The sequence below is a fragment of the Arthrobacter sp. 2MCAF15 genome, assembly GCF_052115605.1.
Lineage (GTDB): Bacteria > Actinomycetota > Actinomycetes > Actinomycetales > Micrococcaceae > Arthrobacter.
This window is the reverse complement of record NZ_JBFRGZ010000009.1, coordinates 80,825-102,707: the sequence shown is the minus strand read 5'-3', so window position 1 is coordinate 102,707 and position 21,883 is coordinate 80,825. Positions and strand designations below refer to the sequence as shown.

The window sequence follows — 21,883 nt, the reverse complement described above, 5'->3', positions numbered from 1 at the left end:
GTGAGCGATCTGAAGGTGTCAGTTGTCGTTCCGGCGCGCAATGCCGCAGCGTGGCTGGGCGAGTGCCTTGAGTCGATCCGCAGCCAGCATCCGCACGAAATGATCGTCATCGATGGCTGCTCGACGGATGACACCGCCGCCATCGCCCGCGAGTGCGGGGCAACCGTCATCTCCGACGAAGGACGCGGCCTGCCGGCCGCACGGATGCTCGGCGCCCGAAGCGCCACCGGTGAGGTTGTCGCCCTGATCGACGCCGACGTCGTCCTTCCGCCCAAAAGCCTGCCCCGGCTGCTGAGCGAATTCGAGTCCGGCGACTACGACGGCCTGCAATTCGGGCTGGCCAGCGAAGCCGACGGCCCCGGATACTGGGGTGCCGCGCTGGCCTGGCACCACAACCACAGCCGGGTGCGCAAATGGTTCGGCGTCAGTGCCACACTGATGCGCCGCGACGTGCTGCTCGGCGTCGGGTTCGACGACGACTTCCGCTCCGGGGAAGACGTGGAGCTGAGGATCCGGCTGGAGCAGGCCGGCTACCGGCTCGGCGTCTCCGATTCCGTGATGGTCAGGCACCGGTTCGACGACACGTTCGACTACGCCCGCGACCAGTGGCTCCAGGACGGGGCCGGGACGGCCCGGACGGTCCGCAAACACACGGGCCACCTCTGGCTGGTGATTCTGCCACTGCTTGCCACCGTGAGGGGTGTGGGCCTGTCCCTGCTCCGGGCACCGCGTTTCCTGCCGTATTGGATGGGCTTCCTCCTCTACAACTACCGCGCCATGTTCGGCGAACTCCTGCGGCCGGCCCATAAGCCCATGTCAGTCGGAGGGAACGCGGCCTGGCTGGCCGCGGCGAGGATCGCCCCCATGGTGACGGGCTTCCTGTTCTGGGCGCTGGCGGCCCTCGTGCTGCCGCCTGCCCAAATAGGTCTCAGTTCCGCTGTGGTGTCGGCGGCGCTCCTGACCGTGCAGTTGGGGATGCTCGGCGTCGGGCCCGCCACGCTGACGCTCCTTCCCGCGGAAAGTGATGGCGGCCGGCGCCTCATCGCCACAAGCCTGCTTACCGTCGCTGCGTTTTCCCTGCTGGGCGCGGGCCTGCTGGTTGGCATCACGAATTGGCTCGGCACGGGTGTGGGCGAGGCGTGGGTCGACCCCCTGGTCACGGTACTTTTCTTGGCCACGGCGCTCCTGGCCGCCAGCGCGTACCAGCTTGACCACGTGGGCGTGGCCCAGGAACGGGCCGACCGCGCGCTGGTCAGGAGTCTCGTGCAGAGCCTGGTCCAGCTCGCCTTCCTGGCCGCCGCATTCGCCGTCGGACTCCGCGACGTGGAAGTGGTTGTGGGCGCTGTTGCCGCCGGGGCGCTGGCCAGCGTCCTCGTAGGCCTGCGACAGCTGCGCCGGGCCAAGGTGTCCCCGGACTGGAAACACGGACTGCGGGTGCGCTCGGCCCTGAAGCTCCTGAAGCCGGGACTTCCCAACCACGCCCTCATGCTCGCCGACCGCGCACCCGGCTACCTGCTCCCGCTCATCGTTGCAGCCACTCTGGGTCCGGCCCCTACGGCCGCCTGGTACATGGTGTGGATGATGGCCTCGGCGGTGTTCTTTGTGCCGCAGTCTGCCGGATTTACGCTGCAAACGGCCCTCGCGGGAACGCGGGCGCGGCCGGGCCTCGTCGCCTCCGCGCTGCGGGCCAGCTTCCTGTTGACTCTCGTGGCCGGGCTGATATTGATAGTGGCCGGGCCGCTGCTTCTGGGCTTCCTCGGACCGCAGTACGCGTCCGCGTGGGTCCTTCTTCCTGTACTCGTGCCGGCACTGCTCCTGAGTTGCGTGACCCAGGTCTACTACGGGCTGTGCCGGGCCCAAGGGCGGCTCGTGGAATCCACGGTAGTCGCCACCCTGGCCGCCATCCTGGTCGTGGCACCCGCCGTGGCCGTGGCCCAGCAATATGGCCTCACTGGCATCTCCGTCCTCTGGGCCGTTGCCCAGGCGACGGCGTCGCTGATCGCCGCCCGGCGCCTGATCGTTCTGACCCGAGCGAAGTCCGCCACCACCGCGGGCGAGATTCCCTCAGCGGCGCGCCACCAGCCGACCTGAATCGAGAAATGATGATACGCGAAACGGCAACCAGCCTCCCGGAGCACGGCGCCCACCGGCAGGAGACCCATGGGCATACGCACGTCGGCGGCGCCAAACCGCCCACACACCGCAACCTTGGACTGACCCCGTCGTGGCACGTCGGCGCCTTGGCTGCGGCCGCCGCGGCCGCCCTGGCCCTCGGCGTCTGGAGCATGACCCAGGTCAATCCCGTCCTGATCGGCGGGGCCGGACTCATCGCCTCCCTGCCGCCGGCCTATTTCGTGGCGCTTGGGCTCAGCCTGACCGCATTTGTCGCCTCGTTGAGCCTCCGCCGGCTCGTTCCAGTGCTCCTGACCTGGCAGCTGCTGGTCACAGTGGTCATCCTGCATGGCGCTGACGCCGTCATCCATGGGCTGCCCCGGCTGGAGGCGAGCTACCGCCATCTGGGCATCGCCGACACCATTGGCCAATCGGGCCAGCTGAATCCGAACCTGGACGCTTACTTCAACTGGCCCGGCTTTTTCGACATGCTGGGAATGCTCTCCGGGGCGACGGGCGCAAAAGACCTTTTGGGTATTGCAACGTGGGCTCCCGTGGGGATCAACATCCTCATGCTCGCACCCCTGCTGGCCCTGGCCCGGCGGTTGACGGCGAATCCGCGCCAAGCGTGGGCGGCAGTCTGGATCTTCTACCTGGCCAGTTGGATTGGACAGGACTACCTGTCGCCGCAGGCCTATTCGTTCGTCCTCCTGCTCACCTTGGTGGCCTGCCTGCTGAGCGTCTTTGACGGATGGGCCTGGCCCACGGAGCGCACGAAGTTCTCCAAGTGGCTTGCCCGGAACGTCACCAACCTGGACGGCTCAGTCCCCCGGTACGGCGCCATAGCGGCACCCCGGGCGGACACGGCGGTGCTCGTTGTGGTCTGCGCGCTGATCCTGGTTGCCATGACCGCGTCCCATCAGCTCAGCCCCTTTGCCGTGATCCCCATCCTGGCCGCACTGTTGCTGACCGGCCGTCTCCGGCTTCGCTTCCTGCCGGTCCTGGCCGTGGTCCTGCCCCTGGGCTGGCTGCTCTTCGCGGCGTCATCCTTCGTTCAGGGTCACTTCGGCCAGCTCCTCGGTTCGCTCGGCGACATCGGTGCGAACAGCCTCGGTGCGCTGAGCACCAGGGTCTCAGGCAGCGATGCCCATGTGTTCGTCGTCTACACCCGCATCGCCGAGGTCGCCCTGGTCTGGCTCCTCGCCGTCGTCGGCGCCATCGTGGGCTACCGGCGGAAGACACCGTGGCTGGCCGCCGCGGCCGCAGCCCTTGCGCCGTTGGTGCTGATCCCCCTCCAGCCATATGGCGGTGAACTGCTCCTGCGCCTCTATCTCTTCAGCCTGCCGTTTGCGGTCTGCCTGGCCGTACTGCCCCTGATGTCAGACCATTCCGCCGGACTGAGCCTGCGCCGGGCCCTTGCACTGCTGCTGATGGGTTCCGTGCTGGCAACGGCCACGGTGGTCTCCCGTTACGGAAATGACAGCATGGAAAGCTTTAGCAACGACGAACTCGCAGTCGTGAACCGCCTCTATTCGACCGCGCCCACCGGCTCTGTCCTCATTGAGGCTGTTCGCAACACCCCGTGGAGATTCCAGCACTACGCGGACTATGACTACCGGGCGCTCGTTGCTGCCGAGCCCATCCCCAACGCCGCGCCGCTGAGCTGTGACGCGGCCAACCAGATCGCCCACAAATCGGGCGCGTACCTCATCGTTACCCAAAGCCAGCAGGAGGCCGCCGAACTTCGCGGCTCGACTCCCACTGGCGACATTCAACGCTTTGTCGCCACCTGCGGCACCAGTCCGGGCTGGACGAAGGTCTTCGAAAACGCCGGCGGCGTGATTTTTCATATCGAAGGAGTTAGCAATGGCAAGTGAACGCAGCTACGTAAGCTATGCGACGGCAGCCGTCGCACTGGCAGCCATACCGCTCTCGTTCGTCGGACCGGAGGGGCTGCGCCTGGCGGTGATCGGGCTGATGATGCTGGCCGGGCCCGGAACAGCATTGGTACTGCTCCTGCGCTTCGACCCCCCGCGCTCGGCCCAGGCCACCGGCGCGCTGCCCCTCAGCATCGCCATCGCAATTGCCTTCAGCCTGACGATGTCCACCCTCGTGGCGACGGCGATGATTTATGCACGGCTCTGGTCACCGCCGGTGGGCGTGTGCGTCCTGTCCCTGATCACCCTCGCCTTCCTGGGCCTTGAGCTCAAGCGGCCGAAGCGGGTCCTGGTGCGTGCGAAATGATCATCTTCCTGACAGGGCTGGCCACGGTGTCGGCGCTGGTGAGCTGCGATGTGTTGCGCGTCCTGAAGCCTGATAAGGCACTCCCGCGGGCCGTGGTGGTCATCACCGCAGCACTGCTGGCTATCGTCTGCGTCGCTGTAGTAATGCAGCTGGCACACCTTGCGCAGCTTGCATGAACCGAACCACYCACCCGGTGCCGCCGGGACAAGCGCACGTCAACAATTCGAACCAACCACGGAAAGAATCTCCAATGAGAAAACTCAAAGCACTCAGCACGGTGGGGACGCTCGGATTGCTCGTAGCCGGTTCCCTCATTTTCGGTTCGGCCCCGGCGGCCAACGCTGCAACCTGCGCCCCCGCGCCAACAAACTCCTATCCGGGAACTGTGGTGCTCGCGACGAGTTTTGAGGCCAGCGGCTTTTGCGGCCTCATCCCCCAAGTTTCAGGCACCGGCACGGCGGCCGTTTCGACTTCCCAGAAACATACCGGGACGCGTTCGACCAAGCTGCATGTCACCACGGATTCCGGTTCTCTCGCGAACCTCTCCACTCCGGCCTTCAGCTCTGGAACCAAGACCTCGTACGCGGACGGCTGGTTCAATATCACCGTGGCCGGCGTTTCCGGCAATGACGTCCCGTACTTCCGGTTCTTCTCAGGCTCCACGCGCGTTGCAGACATCTACCGCTACAACAGCAACGGGCAGCTGTGGCTCCGGGTGACCTCACCAAGCGGCACCTTCGTCTACACCAAGCTGATCTCCAGCAGCATCTCCCTGAGCGCGTGGCACCGCGTCTCCATGAGGGTGACCGCGAACGGCAGCAATTCAACAATCCAGGTGTGGTTCGACGGCGTACAGAAGTACAGCAGCACGAGCGTCAGCATGCTCGGCAGCACCTTGAGCAAGGTTCAGCTCGGGGCGGAGCACAACCGGCAAAAGGGCGACGAATACATCGATGACGTGATCATCAAACGCTCCTAGTCCGCGCCGACAGTTCTCGGGCGCCGCGCTAGAAACGTGGCGGCCCCCGTTGGAAGAGTGGCAGCAAAGGGACGATCCCGCTGCCACTCTTCCGTGTCCGGCCCTAGTCCGATTCCTTGGCCGCCCGCACGAAGTCCGCGATCTTGGCCAGGTCCTTGATGCCTCGTGCCGACTCGACGCCGGAGGAAACATCGACGCCCCATGCACCGGCCTCCGCGGCTGCACGGGCCACGTTGGCGGGATCCAGGCCGCCGGCGAGCAGCCATTTGCGCCCGCCAAGGGCCTTGGCCCGGACGGAACCGTAGTCCCAGGCCTCGCCGGAGCCGGGAACAGCGGCGTCTATCAGGAGCAGCTCCTCGCCCCAATCCTCGAAGGTTTCCGCGGCGGCGGCCATGGTGACGGCCCGGATCAGTTTCATCCCGGCGTCGTGCACCGTCCGGACGTCCGCCGGCGAGCGGTCCCCGTGCAGCTGGACCCACGCCAGTCCGGCCTCACGAGCTACGGCGACGGCGTCGGCGGCCGGTTCGTGCCGGAACACCCCCACCGCCGGCAACCCGTCCGGGACGTGGGCGAGGAGGTTCCTGACCTGTTCCGGCGTGACCTCCCGGGGGCTGAGGGTCAGGACGAAGCCGACGGCGTCCGCGCCGGCGCCGGCCGCGACGCGGACCGAATCCGGGGTGCTAAGACCGCACACTTTGACAAACATTCGGGGCTCCTTTTGCACGCTTCCTGCCTCCGACGTTAGCAAGACCGGACCGCCGCCGCCGACTTTGCGTCGGGGCGGCGTCGGGGCGGCAGGGGCGCCGGCAGCCCGGCAGATAGGCTGAGGCCATGGAGATCATCCGCTACGCCGAGCTCAAAGCCCACCCCTGGCGCAACGGCGGCGGGGTGACGCGCGAAGTGGCACGCCATCCACGGTCAGCGCAGGACAACGCATGGGACTGGCGCGTCAGCATCGCCGAGGTGTCCAAGGCGGGGGCCTTCTCGGTCTTCGCCGGGATGGACCGCGTGCTGACCGTGATCGACGGCGAGCTGTTGCTCCTGAGCGTGGACGGCGCCGAGCACCCGCTGGAGAAGTACCGGCCGTTCCGGTTCTCCGGCGACGCGGACTCGGCGGGGGCACTGCCCACCGGCGACATCCGGGACTTGAACGTCATCACCCGCAACGGCGCCTTCAAGGGCTACACGTCGATCATCGAGCTCTCCAAGAAGCGCGCCCACCCGGTATTCGAGGGCCAGTTCGGCATCCTCCTGCAGGGCCAGGCGACCGTCAGCCCGGGGACGGCAGGCGGCCCGGCACCCGCCGCCCCGGAACCGGTACCAGCCGAGCTCAACCGCTATGACGCCGTCGTCGGGTCCGATGCCGAAACGCCGGAAATCGTGGGCCGCGGGTTCCTGGCAGTCGTCTCCATCGATCCGAGCCACGAGCCAGGCACGGACTAGCGCGCGTCCGCCTTAACCCGGGCGCCGCTGACCCGCACAGAGTCCCCGGACAGCTTCTGTGCGAGCCAGATCGGAACGATCGAAACCACGATCAGCACGACGGCCACTACGTTGACCACGGGCGCCTGGTTCGGACGGAAGAGGTTCTGCAGGATCCAGATCGGCAGCGTGGTCTCACCGGCACCGATCGTGAACGTGGTGACGATGATCTCGTCGAAGCTCAGAGCGAAGGCCAGCAGCCCGCCGGCCAGCAGGGCAGAGCGCAGTTGGGGGAACGTCACCAGGTTGAATGTGGTGAAGACGCCGGCGCCGAGATCGGAGGAGGCTTCCTCCAGGCCGGGGCTCATGCGGCGGAGCCGAGCGATGACGTTGTTGAACACGGTCACCATGCAAAACGTTGCGTGGGCGATCACCACGGTCCACAGGCTGAGCGGGATGCCCATGATGGTGGTGAACATGTTGTTCAGGGCGATGCCTGTGACCACTCCGGGCAGCGCGATCGGTAAGATCACCAGGAGGTTGATGACGTCGCGGCCGAAGAACGCGTACCGCTGCAATGACAGTGCCAGCAACGTCCCCAGCAGCAGCGAGATGACCGTCGCGACCACTGCCACCCACAGCGAAGACACGACGGCCTCGCGGACGCCGGGCGAGTCAAAAGCCTTGCCCCACCATTCCAGCGTGAAGCCCTTGGGCGGCCAGCCGAACGTCCGGTCCGCGTTGAACGAGTTCACCACCACGAGCATGAGCGGGGTGTAGATGAACAACAGCACCAGCGCGGTAACGATGCCCAGGACCACTTTGGCGCTACGGGAAAGCCTCATGACGCGCCTTTCGCTACAGGTTATTCAGGGCGCCGGTTCGGCGGACGATGAAGAGGTAGAACATGATGATGGCGATCGGAACCAGCGACACCGCGGCGGCAAAGGGCAGGTTGTTCGCCGCTCCGACGTTTGCGTAGACCACGGTGCCGAGCATCTGGGTGGTCCCGCCGACAATCTGCGCGGTGATGTAGTCGCCCAGGGACAGGGAGAACGTGAAGATCGTGCCCGCGATGATGGAGGGGACCAGCAGCGGAAGCATCACCAGGCGCATGGTGGTCAGCGGTTTCGCGCCCAGATCCCCGGAGGCTTCCAGCAGGGAGTCGGGCACCCGGTCAAAGCCCGCGTAGATCGGCAGGATCATGTAGGGCAGCCAGATGTAGGACAGGGTCAGGATGACGGCGGTCTCGCCGTAGCCGGGGGACGAGAGGCCGATCGGAGCCCCCAGCCACTCCAGCAGGCCGCCCTCGGCCAGGACATTCCGCCAGGCGTAGGCCTTGACGAGGTAGCTTGCCCACAGCGGCATCAGCACGGCCACCACGAGCAGCTTTTCCCAGCGGGCGCTGGCCACCTTGGCGATGAAGAACGCGATGGGCAGGGCAAGGATCATGTCGATAACCGTGACCGCCACCGCGATCCACAACGTCCGCAGGGTGATCCGCTGATACACCGGATCGGTCAGGACCGTGACGATGTTCTCCGTGGTCCAGACCGTGGACACCTCACCCGTGAAGGTGTCCACGGTCCAGAACGCGGTGATCAGCAGTGCCGCGAGGGCGGCAATGTACACCAGCACCAGCCACGCTGCCGGGGCCGTGAGCAGCCCGGCCAGCCTCAGCCGGGGTGAGCGGTGAAGCAAGGCCGAGAAGGCGTTGCTTTTCGCCCGGGGCACAGCGGCGGCATCACGGGGTGGGCCGGGCGGCAGCTGTTGCGTCTGTTGTGCCATCTCGCCTTAATCTCTGCCGGCCGCCGGGGCCGGCTTTTTCTTGCGGGTATTGGTGCGGCGGTGCCGGGGTCAGCCCTTGATTTCCGTCCAGGCCTTGGTCCATTCCGAATAGTCGGTGCACTTGACGTCCTTGCGGCCATCGAGGCAGTCAGCCACCGGCGTGGTCCAGTACCAGATCTTTTCGGCGTAAGCCGTATCACCGGAGTGGTACGTCTCGCAGTGCTTGGGATCAGTGGTCAGCGCGCAGGCTTTCGCGTTGGCCGGGGATTCGCCGAAGTACTCCGCCACCTGGGCATTGGGCTTGGGGCTGGCGATGTAGTCGAGCCATTTGTAGGCGCAGTTCGGGTTCTTGGTCTTGGACCCGATCATCCACGTATCCGACCAGCCGGTGGCACCCTCCTCAGGGAGGAGGGTTGCGACCTTGGCGCCGCCCGCCGTCGCGATGTTGGCACCCACCTGCCACGTGGTACCGACCACGGTGCTCCCGGAGGTGAAGGCCTGGACCTCCTTGACGACATCGCTCCAGTACTCGCCGATGTGCGTGCGCTGCTGCTTGAGCAGGTCGACGGCGGCGGCCAGCTGGTCCTTGTCGAGGGCATACGGGTTCTTGATGCCCAGCTCCGGCTTGTGGGCCATGAGGTAGACGGCGGCATCGGCGATGTAGATGGGCGAATCGTAGGCCGTGACCTTGCCGGTGTGCTGGGCGGCGTCGTCAAACACTGCGCTCCAGGAGGCGGGCGCCGGGGTGACCTTGTCCGTGGAGTACATCAGCAGGTTGGCGCCCCAGCCGTGCGGCATACCGTAGTTCACGCCGTTCACGGTGTTCCAGGCCTTGTCCTTCAGGAACGGATAGATGTCCGGGTAGTTCTTCAGCAGGCTCATGTTGACCGGCTGGACGTCATGGCCGGCGACCAGGCGCAGCGACGCGTCCCCGGAGGCGGAAATGACGTCGTACTGCCCGGTGCGCATCAGGGTCACGGCCTCGTCCGAGGTGCCGAACGGCTTGAAGCTGACCTTGCACCCGGTCTCTTTTTCGAACGGATGCACCCAGTCGACCGCGGGGTCGTTGCTGCCGTCCTCGACGTACCCGGGCCAGCCGAGGATGGAAATCTGGCCTTCACCGGCGCCGATCTCGGTCTTCGCCGGCTGCGTCGACGCCGAGGTGCCCGATCCGCCGCTGGTTCCGCAGGCTGACAGCGCGAGGGCTGCCGCCGCCACCACGCCGACCACCAGGGAGGCCTTTGTTCTTGGTGCCATGATTCTTACCTTTCGATGTGTGGAGAATCGGTGTGGGGTGCATCGGTGCCGGAGCCGCCGGCCGGAAGCCAGACGACGGCGTCGTCGTCCCAGCTGACGGTTACCGGCCCGTTCACCAGTTCCGCGTCGTTGCCGGGAAGCTTTTCGGGAAAGAGCGCGACGACGGCGGGCCCGTCGTCGAGCTGCACGCGCACCTGGGTGGCGTGCCCGACGTACACGAACGACGTCACCGTCCCGGGCCGGGAGGTGGTGCCGGCACGGCCCTCCGGCTGCCCGGTCCAGGCCACGCGCAGCCGCTCCGGTCGGATGCACAGGGGATCCGACCGGCCGTAGAGCGCCTGCGCCTGGCCGGCGTCGAAAATGTTGGACGTGCCGACGAAGTTGGCCACGAAAATGTCGCCGGGGCGTTCGTAGATTTCGTGCGCGGTCCCGATCTGTTCGATGCTGCCGTTGTTGAAGACCCCGATCCTGTCGCTCATGGTCAGGGCCTCCTCCTGGTCGTGGGTGACGAAGATGAAGGTGATGCCCAGCGAGCGCTGCAGTTCCTTGAGTTCGACCTGCATCTGCTGCCGGAGCTTCAGGTCCAGGGCGCCGAGCGGCTCGTCCAGCAGCAGCACTTTGGGCTCGACAACGAGCGCCCGGGCCAGGGCAACCCGCTGCCGCTGGCCGCCGGAGAGCTGGGCGGGTTTGCGGCCCAGGAACTTTCCGAGCTGGACACGGTCCAGGGCTTCCCTGGCCCGCTCCCGCCGCTGGTTCCCCGGCATGCCGCGCACCCGCAGCCCGTAGGCTACGTTGTCCACGAGGGACATGTGCGGGAACAGCGCGTAGTCCTGGAAGACGGTGTTGACGTCCCGCTGGAAGGGCGCCATCGCCGTGACGTCCTTGCCCTCGAGTTCAACGCTGCCGGAAGTCGGCAGTTCGAAGCCTGCGATCAAGCGCAAGACCGTGGTCTTGCCGGAGCCGGACGGGCCCAGCATGGAGAAGAACTCCCCGTGGCGGATGTCCAGGTCCACCGCATTGACCGCGGTGGTGTCTCCGAAGACCTTGGTGAGCTTGCGCAGGCGGATCGCCGGAACCTCTTCGGTTCCGGTCGAGGTGCCGGCGGCCAATGTTTCGGTCATGCGGTGCGCCTTAAGTCGTTGCCGGATCGTCCACGGGAAAGCCACGCAGCGGAATGTGATCCAGTGCACACTGGGCTGCTGGCCCAAATGCTATTACTTCATAGGTTTTATGTATAGACCCTCCGGCAAAGCCCGGTTTAGGATGACATCAGCCCGGACGACGCACGGCGGCGCCGCTCGCGGACGCTGCAGGAATGCCCCGGCCAAGGCGGCCGGATACCGCCGGAGGGAAGGGAGGCCCGGATGTTGTTGTCGCCCAAGGGCGCCTCCCGGAGCCTCGCCGCGGTGTTCACGCCGATCAAATCACGCGGACTGGTGGATGAAGTGTGCGGCCGGATCGAACAGGCAGTGGAGACCGGGCTGCTGACCAGCGGCCAGCGGCTGCCGAACGAAACCGAGCTGGCCGCGGCTCTCGGGGTGTCTGCGGTGACGGCGCGGGAGGCCCTTTCCCAGCTGCGGGCCTCGGGAATCATCCGGACGGCCCGCGGACGCAGCGGCGGGAGTTTCATCGCGGACAACGTGCTGCCCTCCCGGGAACGGGCCCTTGAGCAGCTGCATGAGTTGAGCCGGCTGCAAATCAGGGACCTGGCCCTGCACTACCAGGCGATCGCCGCGGCCTGCGCGGGCGTCGCGGCCCGGCGCTCGGACGCGGCCGACATCGCCACGCTGCGCTCGTTCATCCCCGCTGCGGACGATGACTCCCTGAGCTGGCGGCTGGCCCTCTCGGAGTTCCTGCTGGAAGTCGCGGCCATAGCCCGCTCCGCCCGGCTCGCCCGGGAGCTCATCAGGCTGCAGGCCGACCTCGGCACGCTGACCCTGCTCCCGTGCGCCGATACCGGTTACCGTGAACGCACCACAGTAATCCTCGAGGACGTGGCGGCCGCCATCGAGGCGCACGATCCGGGGGCGGCCGAAACCGGGGTCAAGGCCCTCATCTCCGCCACTGCGGACTGGCTGCTGACCGAACAGGCCAAACGCTATTGACCACACATGTCCCGGCCCCTTCGAGCTAAAGGCAGCAACCATGACCGAAACAACGTCGACCGCAGGCCAAACCGCCGCCGCCCCGGCAGTCGCCTCCGCAGATCCCACCGATGGGCGCCCCGCCGCTCCTCCCGCGGCGGTCGCCGGACCCGGTCCTGCCGAGCGGGCGGCCGCCGAACTCGATGCCACCATCGCCGGCATCGAGCGCCGCCTGACGGTGTGGGCCGCCGACACCGGGGCAGCCCTGGCCGCCATGTCAGGGAAAGTCACGGGCACGGCCGTGGACAAGCTCATCAGGCCGGTAGTCGAGGAACTGGTGCAGCTGCCCGATGGCTACGCGGCCGGCGCAGGGTTCATCGCCAACGCCGGGCTGCTCGGACCCGAACGCAGCTATATCGCCTGGTGGCAGGGCCCGGACCTGGAGCCCGTCGATGCCCTGGCCAACTTCAGCCCCAATTCCATCAGCCGCTACGTCAAGGCCGAATGGTTCCGGATCCCCGTGGAAACGGGCCAGGCGCATGTCACGGGGCCCTACGTGGATTTCCTCTGCACCGACGAATACGTTCTGACCTTCACGCACCCGGTATTCACCCGCCCAGATGGTCCGGTCGCGGGAATCGTGGGCATCGACGTCACGGTCCAGCGCCTGGAACGTGGGGCTATGCCGGCGCTGCGGCGGATCGGCGCCCGGGCCACCCTGGTCACCGCCGACGGCCGTGCCGTGGTGTCGGCGGCATCCGATATCGACGCCGGCGACCTCACCGCCCCGGGCGAGGCGTGCGCCCACTACCCTGTGGGGCGCACGTTCACGGTCTGGAGCGACGCCGTCCGGCGGTGACGCCCGCCTGAGGGCAACCGGATTTGCTAAACTTGGAGGCCAAGGCCCCCCTTTGCGGGCCTCCGGACGACGGTTCAGTACCCGGCACGCGACAAGACTGGCCACGGGAGCCGTCATGTCATGGTTAATACTCATTCTTTCCGGAGCGCTGGAAGCGGTCTGGGCCGCCGCGCTGCACCGCACGTCGCAGGCCACGGGCCGGCGCCGGCTGGTCCCGGGCCTGGTTTTCCTCGTTTCCGTCATTGCAAGCACGGGCGGGCTGGCCGTCGCCATGCAGTCCATCCCCACCGGAACGGCCTACGCCGTCTGGGTGGGGGTCGGCGTCGTGCTGACATCCGGGTACGCGATGATCGCCAAAGTTGAGCGCGCCACCGCGGCCCGGATCCTGGTGCTTGGCGGGATTGCCGCGAGCGTCGTCGGCCTGAAGCTGGTGGCGTGATGAAGGCTGCCAACCGACGCCGCGATAACCGGTCAACTCCTGCCCTTACCTGGATGATCCTGCTAGCCTCCGCTGTGCTGGAGGCGGTCTGGGCCACGGCCCTGGGCCTGTCCGACGGGTTCACCCGCCCACTGCCCACCATCGTTTTCGCCGTGACGGCCACGCTCAGCATGGTGGGGCTTGGGATGGCCGTGAAGCGCATCCCGCTCGGCACCGCCTACGCCGTCTGGGTGGGGATCGGCGCCGCACTGACGGTGGGCTGGGCGATGGCCACCGGGGCCGAGCCGGCCAGCCCGCTCAGGCTGCTGTTTATCGCCGGGATTGTCGGCTGCGCCGCGGGCCTGAAGCTCCTGCCGGCCGAACCGGCCGCGGGACCGGCGACCAAACCGGCCTCTGGGGCCCAGCAGCGGCCCTCCCCCGCGGAAACTCCCCACGTTTAAGGCAGTACGACGGCGTGTCCCAGCGGCGCGCCGTCGTGCTCGCCGCGCCAGTGTCAAAGGTGGGGAGAATTGTCCGCCCGGCCAACAGACCGGCCAACAAGCGCGGGCCGGAATAGCCGCGCGCGCTCAAGGGTTCTTGGCAGGGACGGAACTACTTCGGAACTACTGAGTGCGCGAATGGAGACCCAGATGACGGCAGCAACAGTGCAGCTCGGCGACGGCCTCACGGTCAGTCCCCTCGGGTTCGGCGGCATGGCCCTGACCCCTGTCTACGGCGACGTGGACCCGGCCGATGCCCTCAAGACCCTGCACCACGCCGTCGACGCCGGCGTCAGCTTCATCGACACGGCGGACATCTACGGCGGCGGCAGCAACGAGGAACTGATTGCGCGGCTGCTCAGGGAACGCCGCGGCGAGGTCCAGCTGGCCACCAAGTTCGGCCTCGTGGGCAACCCCTCGGCCGGTTACACGGACATCCGCGGTGATGCGGCGTACGTGAAACAGGCGGTGGACCGCAGCCTGCAACGGCTCGGGACCGACTCGATCGACCTGTATTACCTGCACCGCCGTGACCTCCGCGTTCCGATAGTGGAAACCGTGGAGGCCATGGCGGGGCTGGTGCAGGCCGGCAAGGTGCGGCACCTTGGCCTGTCAGAAGTGACGGCCGAGGAGCTGCGTGAGGCCAGCAGCGTCCACCCGATCGCCGCGGTCCAGAGCGAATGGTCCATCTGGAGCCGGGATGTGGAACGCAACGTGGTTCCGGCCGCGGCAGGCCTCGGGGTGGGCTTTGTGCCCTATTCGCCGTTGGGCCGGGGATTCCTCACCGGCACCGTGGACGCGTCAACGCTGGGCAGCAACGACTTCCGCCGCAACATCCCGCGTTTCGCCGCCGACGCCGCCGACGCCAACCAGGGCGTGGTGGCCGCCGTACGGGCAGTCGCTGCGGAACTGAGCGTTGCCGGGCGGCCCGCAACTCCCGCCCAGGCGGCCCTGGCCTGGCTGCTCGCGCAGGGCCGGAAGCTGGGACTGCCCGTGGTCCCCATCCCCGGCACGCGCAAGGCGGACCGGATCGATGAGAACCTGGGTGCCCTGGCACTGGACTTCACCGCAGCGCAACTGAAAACGCTCGACGCCGCCGCGGACGCCGTCGTCGGCTCCCGCTCCGCGGATCCCAACTGGGTATCCCAGGGCCRTGAATAGCGCCTCCGTAGACTGAAGTCCATGGACTCGCTCATTCACTCCTTACGTGACATCACCATCCGCCGGATTTCGGTCAGCGAGATGGACAACAACGTGTATCTGCTCACGGCCAAGGCGTCCGGCGCGCAGCTCCTGATCGATGCGGCCGATGATCTGGCCGCCATCCAGGGACTGCTCGCGGACGCCACCGCAGATACCACCGCGACGCCGAAGCTCGCGCTGATTGCCACCACCCACCAGCACTGGGACCACGTCCGGGCGCTGCCGGGCCTGGCGGAAGCCACGGGGGCGAAAACGGTGGCCGGGACCGAAGACGCCCCGGAACTGCCGGTGAAGGTCGATGTGCTGCTGGATCACGGGGACGTCGGCAACTTCGACGGTTTCGACGTGACGGCAGTGCACCTGCGCGGGCACACTCCGGGTTCGATCGCCCTCGTGTACCAGGACCCGGAAGGCCCGGCCCACATCTTTTCCGGCGACTCGCTGTTTCCGGGCGGAGTGGGCAACACGCAGAAGGATCCGGCGCGGTTCAACCAGCTGATCACCGATGTGAGCGAGCGGCTGTTCGACGTCTATCCGGATGACACCTTAGTCCACCCGGGCCATGGCAAGCCCACCACGCTGGGCGCGGAACGCCCGCACCTGGAAGAGTGGCGGACCCGGGGCTGGTAACCGGCGCTGAGCTGTGTGGATTGCGCTGCGCTTCATGGTTCGCGCTGCGCACAATGCCGGTCGCTGCGGGAATTCCCGTAGCGACCGGCATTTCGTGCCTCGCCAGCTACTTTAGGTAGCGGGCAGGTGGGACTTTAGCGGCTGCGGCGTTCGTTCGAGGCCGGAGCAGACGCACGGCGGGGGCCGCCGCTGCGGGCCGGACGGCCTTCGCTGGAGCGGCCGTTGCCGCCGCCTGCGTAGGATCCGCCCGAGGTGCCGCCGGTGTTCGAGGACCAGACAGCGGCGCTGCCTCCGGACTTGGCGCCGGCAGCTGCGCGCTGGCCGGTTGCCGGGCGTCCGTTGCGCTGGCCGCCGGCCGTGGCACCCGTGCGGGGTGCGCCGCCGGTGCGCGGTGCGCCACCCGTGCGGGGAGCTCCACCGGTCCGGGGTGCGCCACTGCGGGGAGCCGAAGCGCCCCGGGCGTCGCTGCGTCCCTCGGCTGCGCGTCCGTCCGAACCGCGGCCAGCCGCGGCACGGCCGCCGGCGGCCGGAACGTCGTTGTGGTGCGCGTACGCGGTGGTGCGGCCACGGCCACGGGCGTTCCGGCGCTCGGCGCGCTCGGCATCGGCGCGGTCCTGGTTCTGCTCGGCGACACGGTCGGCGGCGTTGCGGGCAGCAGCCTTGCCTTCGTAGGCGACGGCGCGGCGCTCGGCGCGCGGCAGATCGGTGCGGGGAGCCTCGGCTCCGACGCGTCCGCGTCCGCCACGGCCGCCACGTCCACCGGCGGTGGGTGCAGCCTGGGTGGTGCGGCGTGCGCGCTTACGCTCGGCGTTGGCACCGGTGGAGGTGCCGCCGCCGTGCTGGGCGGCCTTGGCTGCCAGCAGTGCCGCACGGGTCCGCGGATCGATCTTGTCGGCCATTTCGCCAACCAGTTCTGCAACCAGCGGGGAGTTGGCGGTGACGCGCTCGAAGTTGACCTCGACGCCGGCGGCCTTCATCAGCTTCTTGACGTCGGACTGCTGCTCGGGCAGGGTCAGCGTGACCACGGTTCCGTCGGAACCGGCGCGGGCCGTACGGCCTGAGCGGTGCAGGTATGCCTTGTGCTCCGTGGGCGGATCCACATGGATGACCAGTTCGACGTCGTCGACGTGGACGCCGCGGGCGGCGACGTCGGTGGCCACCAGGACGCGGACGTCACCGGAGGAGAACTCGGCCAGGTTGCGGTCACGGGCGTTCTGCGACAGGTTGCCGTGGAGGTCGACGGCGGGGATGCCGGCGTCGGTCAGGGTCTTGGCCAGCTTGCGGGCGTGGTGCTTGGTGCGCATGAAGAGCACGCGGCGGCCGGCGCCGGAGGCGAGCTCGACGATCAGCTGCTTCTTGACGGTCTGGTCGTTGACCACCAGGACGTGGTGTTCCATGGTGGTCACCGCGGCCTGCGGGTCGTCCACGGAGTGGGTCAGCGGGTTGGACAGGTAGCGCTGGACGATCTTGTCCACGCCGTTGTCCAGGGTGGCGGAGAACAGCAGGCGCTGGCCCTGGGTGGGCGTCATGTCCATGAGCTTCTTGACCACCGGCAGGAATCCGAGGTCGGCCATGTGGTCGGCCTCGTCCAGGACGGTGATCTCGACGGCTTCGAGGGTCAGGATGCGCTGGCGGATCAGGTCCTCCAGGCGGCCCGGGCAGGCGATGACGATGTCGACGCCGGCGCGGAGGGCCTTTTCCTGGCGGGCCTGGGAGATGCCGCCGTAGATCACGGTGGTGGTCAGGCCCAGGGCCTTGGCCATCGGCTCGATGGTCGCGTTGATCTGAGTGGCCAGCTCGCGGGTCGGGGCCAGGACCAGGCCCATCGGGCGGCCGGGCTTGCGGAAGTGCTTGGCTTCCCGCTCGGCGAGTCGTGCCACAAGCGGGATGGCGAAAGCGATGGTCTTGCCGGAGCCGGTGCGGCCGCGGCCCAGGACGTCGCGTCCGGCCAGGGTGTCCGGCAGGGTCTTGACCTGGATGGGGAACGGCTCAACGATTCCCTGGGCGGTCAGGGTGTCGGCGAGTGCTTTGGGCGTGCCGAGGGCAGCAAATGTAGTCATGTGTTTCAAGGTCTTTCAGGCGGTATCCGTGCGGATATCGGCCCCCGATGCCGGTTGGCTCAAGGGTTCGCCGAAGAAAAGTCAGGTGATCAACCGGGCTGTTGCCAAACTTCAGCAAGCGGCCGCCGGGACCAAATGGAACGCGTTCATCGACGCAGGATGTGCCTCTCACATGAAAAAATCCCACTGCCTGCGTGCGGATTCCCGAAGGAATCTGGCAGGGATCCGGTTGGTGGACCGAAGCCGGTAAACCGAATCAAAAGTGGGCATCACTGCACATCAAGTTCCACTAGCCTACCATCCGACAGGGCCGGGCCCCGTATCCGTGGCCGAAGTCACAGCCCCTAGCCCGCCAGGACAGGGGCTTGGAACAGCGGCATGTGGGAGGGTCCGGGGGGGGTGTGGGAGGAGGGTGTGTGGACGGACGCCTGCGACGGCGACGGCGACTTGCCTGCGGCCGGGGCCGCCGCCCGCAGGATCACGAGCGCCTCGGCGTCGATGAGGCGGCGGGTTCCCGTCCTGGCATCCAGGATCCAGAACAGGTCCACGGCCGTGACGGTCTGCGTTACCGTGCCCCGGTGGAAGAGCTTGCCGTTGTGCCAGGCCTCGATCTCGTCCCCCACGTTCAACTCGGTGGAACTGCGGATGTGCCGTGCTGCGTCAACGTCCATGATCATTGTCCTTCCCCAGCGTTCAACCTCATGTGCCCAGCATTCACGACACAGGTTTCGAGAGCGTTTCCGGAGCGTGATTTTCATGTGTCCCCCCGGCCTTCGCAGCTTTGTTCGACGCGTTGCCGCAGGCCAGGGGATGTATTGACCGCCGCCGCGTCCCGGAGGAGCATGGTTGGCGGGCAAGGCGACGAGGAGAAGCCATGACAACACACAGCCACGAGCACGCCGCCGATCAGGCGCCCGGCACTGCGGCGCAGGTGTGGGATGAAAAGTACAGCGGCCGAACCCGGATGTGGAGCGGGGAGCCGAATCCGCAACTCGTCGCGGAGGCGACGGACCTGCCTCCGGGCGAGGCCCTGGACCTGGGGTGCGGCGAGGGCGCGGACGCCATTTGGCTCGCCGCCCGCGGCTGGGCCGTGACCGGCCTGGACGTTTCCGCCGTCGCCCTTGAACGTGCCGCCGCGCACGCCCGGGACCGCGGCCAGGGGGCCACCATCACGTGGGTGCAGCAGGATCTTGCCACATGGGTCCCGGACCGGTTGTTCGACCTCGTCTCGGCACAGTTCCTGCATTCCACCCAGATGCCGTGGCAGCAGGCGTTGCAGCTCGCCGCCGGCGCGGTGCGGACCGGCGGGACGCTGCTGATCGTCGGCCATCACCCCGACGGACTGCCGCCGTGGGGCGCGCACCACACTCCGGAGAAGTTCTTCACCGCCGAGGACATAGCCCGGGAACTCCCCCTCGAAGAACCACAGTGGCGGGTCGATGTCCTGGACAGCCGGCACCGCAGCATGGTCGGGCCCGACGGCGGGACGGCGCCCCTCACGGATGCCGTGCTGCGGGCCACCCGCCTGGCCGCCCAGTAGACCGCCGGGCAAGCGCCACGGCTGCACGTGATGCAGCTCACCCTGATTTGACCGTGAGGATTTCCGCTCCGGGCCCGTCTTAGTTGAGACAGCGCCACAGAGCGCGTCCTCAACCGATCAGGAGTGATTGCATTGACCACCCAGACTCACACCCCGGCAGACGTCCAGGGCCAGGCCGGACCGGGCACCGCAACAACCCCCGCCAGCAAGACGCCCGCTGCAAAGGCACCAGCCGCCAAGTCGCCAGGCCTTACGCCCCACGCCCTTCCCGCCGGCAACGACGGCCGCGGCGCCACCACGGTCGCAGACGGAGTCGTGGCAAAGATCGCAGGCATCGCGATCCAGGAAATCGATGGAGTGCACGCCCTCGGCGGCGGAGCGGCCCGCGCGCTCGGATCCCTGCGGGAAAAGGTCGGCCAGAAGGACCTCACCCAGGGCGTCCACGTGGAAGTCGGACAGACGCAAGTGGCGGTCGACATCACCCTGGTGGTCGAGTACCCGCACCCGCTCCAACAGGTCGCTGACAATGCCCGCGAGGCCGTGTACACGGCCATCGAGAACCTCGTCGGCATGGAAGTGACGGAGGTCAACATCACCATAACCGACATTCACGTTCCTTCCGACGACGAGGACGCCGACGCCGGCCGCCCCGAGCCGAGGGTCGCTTGAGTCCCACCGCGGGCGGGCTGGCCATCGGAGCGGTCCTCGCCGGAGCCGCCCTGGCGTTCGGATTCTGGGGATTCCTGCTCACGGCGCTCTTCATGGGGGCCGGGGCCGTGGTGGGCCGCGCGGCCGAAGGCAGGCTGGATCCCGGCGGAGTCCTGGACGCCCTGCGCGGCAAGCGCTCCTCCTCGTGATGCGGGCCGGGCATACCCGGGTCACCCCGGCTGCTCTCCGGCACACGGTTGAAACCATCGCCGCCCGCGCCTTCGGCGTTCCGGGGTCCAACGTCACAGCAGTGCTGGAAGACGATTCGGGCCGGCTCGGCGCAACAGTCAGCGTGCAGTTGGCGCTCCCGTCCCTGCTGGGCCCACGCGCGGACTCGGCCGGCGGCACCGTCTTCGAGCGGTCACGGGCAGCCCGGGAAGACATCATCACCCGCGGCCTGGACCTCACGGGCCGGACCTTGGGCAGGGTGAATATCCGGCTCACCGGGGCAAAGCCGTCCCCCGGCCCCGCCAAGGCAGACGCCCGGGCCGGTCAGGCGAACAGGAACCAGCCGAACACGAACCCGGCGAACACGAACCAGCCGAACACGAACCCGGCGAACACGAACCCGGCGGAGAGGAGCGCCACGTGAGACCGGACCGAACCATCGGGCGCCTGGTCCGCAGGGAAACCCATTCGTCCCGGGCCGCCGCGTCCGTCCTGACGGCCGGCGCGCTGGCCGGCCTCTGGCTCTGGCTTGCGCTCGAATCCGTGCTGGCGCTGCTCCAGGAACACCCGCTCCTGGTCAGCCCCGACCACCTTGGCCGTTGGATCATCGGCGTGCCGGCCAACACGGTCCCCGCGGGGCTGGTAGCCGGTGGAGCCGGACTGGCCATTCTTGGCCTGGTATTGCTCTGGGCCGCAGTGACGCGCGGCCGCCGGACCCGGCACGCCTTGCACAGCAACCGCAGCGCAGTGGTGGCCGACGACGAGGTCCTCGCCGCGGCCCTGTCCCGGCGGGCGCGCCTCACGGCGGGGCTGACCCCCGGGCAGGTAACCACCACGGTGAGCCGGCGCGCCGTCCGCGTCCAGGTCCGCCCGACGTCGGGCGTTCCCGTGGACCGGGACGCGATCGACGCCGCAGTTGGCGACGAACTGGCCGCCTACTCCCTGGACCGCCGGATCGCACTGAATATCCACATCCTGAGGGAAGGAGCGCTGGGGCAATGAATCACACCAACAGGGCGCTGAACCGGATCCTGCTGGCACTGGCCGGGCTCGGGCTGCTCGCGGCCGGCACGGCGACAGCCGCCGCGGGGATCCTGCCCGATGTTGCGGCTGCATGGGCAGCCACAGGATCCACGCTCATGGACTGGCCAGGCCACCTCTTCTCCGCGGCACCCCTCCCGGGGCCGGCCCGCAGCTGGTGGGCCGTGGCCGGAGTCGCCGCACTGATCCTGGCGGCCGGGCTCAGCATCGCCTGGCTGGCATCACAAGGCGGCGGCCGCACAACCCACGTCGGCCGGGAAGAGGACAGCGGCCGCGGCACCACCGTGATCGAAGCCGGACTCGTCTCGGCCGCCGTCAAACAGGCCCTGGCCAGCAACCGCCAGGTGCTCGGGACATCGGTCTCCGCCTGGCACACGAAGGGCGGGACGGGACTGCGGCTGGGGCTTCAAGCCCGACAGGGAGCATCTCCCCGGGAGATCGCGGACACCGCCGACGAACTGGTCCGGGGCATCGACACATTACTGGGCCATCCACTGCCGGTTCTGGTCCGAATCACCAGTGGCACCAGGACCAAGGTGGCTGCACCCGATCGCGCCCGCTGACCGGGCAGACGCACCGCTATACGGCTTCACGAAGTAGGAAAACGAAAGGGAACATCATGGGAACCGACGACAAGGCCAACCTCACGGTCATCCACCACATCGGCGCAGCCAAAGAAGGTGCCGGAAGGATGACGGGCAATCAGGACCTCCGGCGCGAAGGCCAGCACGAACAGGCGCAGGCGAAGCTGCAGGAGGCCGGCGAGCGCGTCAAGGACGCCGCGGCCGACATCGGCGGCAACATCCAGGACGCCGCCCGGAAGCTCAGGGACGGCTTCAGCAAGGAATAGCGTCCGCGCTGGGCTTCGGC

General features: G+C 67.9%; 26 protein-coding genes and 1 riboswitch. Of the genes, 19 read left to right on the top strand and 7 right to left on the bottom strand.

From position 1 onward, the window contains the following. The 5 genes from AB4089_RS12475 (at position 1) to AB4089_RS12455 (ending at position 5,335) form a co-directional block, all read left to right on the top strand. On the top strand, positions 1-2,091 hold the full coding sequence (locus AB4089_RS12475) for a glycosyltransferase (RefSeq protein WP_441409602.1): 2,091 nt from the start codon (positions 1-3) through the stop codon (positions 2,089-2,091). A gap of 8 nt (positions 2,092-2,099) precedes the next feature. Further along, on the top strand, positions 2,100-3,989 hold the full coding sequence (locus AB4089_RS12470; protein WP_441409601.1) for a hypothetical protein: 1,890 nt from the start codon (positions 2,100-2,102) through the stop codon (positions 3,987-3,989). Then, a complete protein-coding gene (locus AB4089_RS12465) occupies positions 3,979-4,356 on the top strand; it encodes a hypothetical protein (RefSeq protein WP_441409600.1) in 378 nt (125 codons plus the stop codon). Before AB4089_RS12470 ends, AB4089_RS12465 begins: the two co-directional genes overlap by 11 nt. Beyond that, the gene (locus AB4089_RS12460) at positions 4,353-4,532 is read left to right on the top strand and encodes a hypothetical protein (RefSeq protein ID WP_441409599.1); all 180 of its coding nucleotides are present in this window, start codon (positions 4,353-4,355) and stop codon (positions 4,530-4,532) included. Before AB4089_RS12465 ends, AB4089_RS12460 begins: the two co-directional genes overlap by 4 nt. Positions 4,533-4,606: 74 nt before the next feature. Continuing rightward, positions 4,607-5,335 (top strand): hypothetical protein, encoded by a 729-nt coding sequence (locus AB4089_RS12455; RefSeq protein ID WP_441409598.1) that lies wholly within the window; start codon positions 4,607-4,609, stop codon positions 5,333-5,335. Positions 5,336-5,438: 103 nt separating this feature from the next. Here the strand turns inward: AB4089_RS12455 and AB4089_RS12450 are convergent, their stop codons facing one another. Further along, entirely contained in the window at positions 5,439-6,041 is a 603-nt protein-coding gene (locus AB4089_RS12450) for a phosphoribosylanthranilate isomerase (RefSeq protein ID WP_441409597.1), read from the bottom strand. A 125-nt stretch (positions 6,042-6,166) separates the two neighbouring features. On the opposite strand from AB4089_RS12450, the gene AB4089_RS12445 reads away from it, so the two are divergent. Beyond that, entirely contained in the window at positions 6,167-6,778 is a 612-nt protein-coding gene (locus tag AB4089_RS12445; protein WP_441409596.1) for a HutD/Ves family protein, read from the top strand. On the opposite strand, the gene AB4089_RS12440 is transcribed toward AB4089_RS12445, so the two are convergent. From AB4089_RS12440 to AB4089_RS12425, 4 genes are all read right to left on the bottom strand, one after another. Continuing rightward, positions 6,775-7,602 carry an ABC transporter permease gene (locus AB4089_RS12440; protein WP_441409595.1) on the bottom strand — a complete coding sequence of 276 codons (828 nt, stop codon included), beginning with the start codon at positions 7,600-7,602 and terminating at the stop codon, positions 6,775-6,777. The genes AB4089_RS12445 and AB4089_RS12440 overlap by 4 nt on opposite strands. A 13-nt stretch (positions 7,603-7,615) precedes the next feature. Continuing rightward, positions 7,616-8,545: an ABC transporter permease gene (locus AB4089_RS12435; protein WP_441409594.1), complete on the bottom strand. Its 930-nt coding sequence runs from the start codon at positions 8,543-8,545 to the stop codon at positions 7,616-7,618. A 69-nt stretch (positions 8,546-8,614) separates the two neighbouring features. Then, complete coding sequence (locus tag AB4089_RS12430) at positions 8,615-9,802, bottom strand: ABC transporter substrate-binding protein (RefSeq protein WP_441409593.1); 1,188 nt, start codon at positions 9,800-9,802, stop codon at positions 8,615-8,617. 5 nt (positions 9,803-9,807) lie between these two features. Next, positions 9,808-10,923 carry an ABC transporter ATP-binding protein gene (locus AB4089_RS12425; protein ID WP_441409592.1) on the bottom strand — a complete coding sequence of 372 codons (1,116 nt, stop codon included), beginning with the start codon at positions 10,921-10,923 and terminating at the stop codon, positions 9,808-9,810. Positions 10,924-11,166: 243 nt separating this feature from the next. On the opposite strand from AB4089_RS12425, the gene AB4089_RS12420 reads away from it, so the two are divergent. The 6 genes from AB4089_RS12420 to AB4089_RS12395 all read left to right on the top strand — a co-directional run bounded on the left by AB4089_RS12420 (position 11,167) and on the right by AB4089_RS12395 (position 15,496). Next, the gene (locus tag AB4089_RS12420; RefSeq protein WP_441409591.1) at positions 11,167-11,907 is read left to right on the top strand and encodes a FadR/GntR family transcriptional regulator; all 741 of its coding nucleotides are present in this window, start codon (positions 11,167-11,169) and stop codon (positions 11,905-11,907) included. Positions 11,908-11,947: 40 nt separating this feature from the next. Continuing rightward, entirely contained in the window at positions 11,948-12,745 is a 798-nt protein-coding gene (locus AB4089_RS12415) for a cache domain-containing protein (RefSeq protein WP_441409590.1), read from the top strand. A 38-nt stretch (positions 12,746-12,783) separates the two neighbouring features. Next, positions 12,784-12,851: riboswitch (guanidine-III (ykkC-III) riboswitch) on the top strand. Between the two features lie 9 nt (positions 12,852-12,860). Then, positions 12,861-13,184: a DMT family transporter gene (locus tag AB4089_RS12410; RefSeq protein ID WP_441409589.1), complete on the top strand. Its 324-nt coding sequence runs from the start codon at positions 12,861-12,863 to the stop codon at positions 13,182-13,184. 53 nt (positions 13,185-13,237) lie between these two features. Next, complete coding sequence (locus tag AB4089_RS12405; protein WP_441409588.1) at positions 13,238-13,624, top strand: DMT family transporter; 387 nt, start codon at positions 13,238-13,240, stop codon at positions 13,622-13,624. A 189-nt stretch (positions 13,625-13,813) separates the two neighbouring features. Then, a complete protein-coding gene (locus AB4089_RS12400; RefSeq protein ID WP_441409587.1) occupies positions 13,814-14,824 on the top strand; it encodes an aldo/keto reductase in 1,011 nt (336 codons plus the stop codon). Positions 14,825-14,845: 21 nt separating this feature from the next. Beyond that, positions 14,846-15,496 (top strand): MBL fold metallo-hydrolase, encoded by a 651-nt coding sequence (locus AB4089_RS12395; RefSeq protein ID WP_441409586.1) that lies wholly within the window; start codon positions 14,846-14,848, stop codon positions 15,494-15,496. 134 nt (positions 15,497-15,630) lie between these two features. Here the strand turns inward: AB4089_RS12395 and AB4089_RS12390 are convergent, their stop codons facing one another. Then, on the bottom strand, positions 15,631-17,556 hold the full coding sequence (locus AB4089_RS12390; protein ID WP_441409585.1) for a DEAD/DEAH box helicase: 1,926 nt from the start codon (positions 17,554-17,556) through the stop codon (positions 15,631-15,633). A gap of 344 nt (positions 17,557-17,900) precedes the next feature. Next, positions 17,901-18,227, bottom strand: coding sequence for a hypothetical protein (locus tag AB4089_RS12385; protein ID WP_441409584.1), 327 nt, complete (start codon positions 18,225-18,227; stop codon positions 17,901-17,903). Positions 18,228-18,430: 203 nt separating this feature from the next. Here AB4089_RS12385 and AB4089_RS12380 point away from each other — a divergent pair, with 203 nt between their 5' ends. The 7 genes from AB4089_RS12380 (at position 18,431) to AB4089_RS12350 (ending at position 21,863) form a co-directional block, all read left to right on the top strand. Beyond that, a complete protein-coding gene (locus AB4089_RS12380; RefSeq protein WP_441409583.1) occupies positions 18,431-19,096 on the top strand; it encodes an SAM-dependent methyltransferase in 666 nt (221 codons plus the stop codon). 132 nt (positions 19,097-19,228) lie between these two features. Beyond that, positions 19,229-19,765, top strand: a complete 537-nt coding sequence (locus tag AB4089_RS12375) for an Asp23/Gls24 family envelope stress response protein (RefSeq protein WP_441409582.1) — start codon at positions 19,229-19,231, stop codon at positions 19,763-19,765. After that, complete coding sequence (locus tag AB4089_RS12370; RefSeq protein ID WP_441409581.1) at positions 19,762-19,953, top strand: hypothetical protein; 192 nt, start codon at positions 19,762-19,764, stop codon at positions 19,951-19,953. Before AB4089_RS12375 ends, AB4089_RS12370 begins: the two co-directional genes overlap by 4 nt. Continuing rightward, complete coding sequence (locus AB4089_RS12365; protein WP_441409580.1) at positions 19,953-20,396, top strand: hypothetical protein; 444 nt, start codon at positions 19,953-19,955, stop codon at positions 20,394-20,396. Before AB4089_RS12370 ends, AB4089_RS12365 begins: the two co-directional genes overlap by 1 nt. After that, the gene (locus AB4089_RS12360; RefSeq protein ID WP_441409579.1) at positions 20,393-20,974 is read left to right on the top strand and encodes a DUF6286 domain-containing protein; all 582 of its coding nucleotides are present in this window, start codon (positions 20,393-20,395) and stop codon (positions 20,972-20,974) included. Before AB4089_RS12365 ends, AB4089_RS12360 begins: the two co-directional genes overlap by 4 nt. After that, a complete protein-coding gene (locus AB4089_RS12355; RefSeq protein ID WP_441409578.1) occupies positions 20,971-21,576 on the top strand; it encodes a hypothetical protein in 606 nt (201 codons plus the stop codon). The genes AB4089_RS12360 and AB4089_RS12355 overlap by 4 nt, the downstream gene beginning before the upstream one ends. A gap of 56 nt (positions 21,577-21,632) precedes the next feature. Beyond that, positions 21,633-21,863, top strand: coding sequence for a CsbD family protein (locus AB4089_RS12350; protein ID WP_441409577.1), 231 nt, complete (start codon positions 21,633-21,635; stop codon positions 21,861-21,863). Positions 21,864-21,883 lie beyond the last annotated feature (20 nt).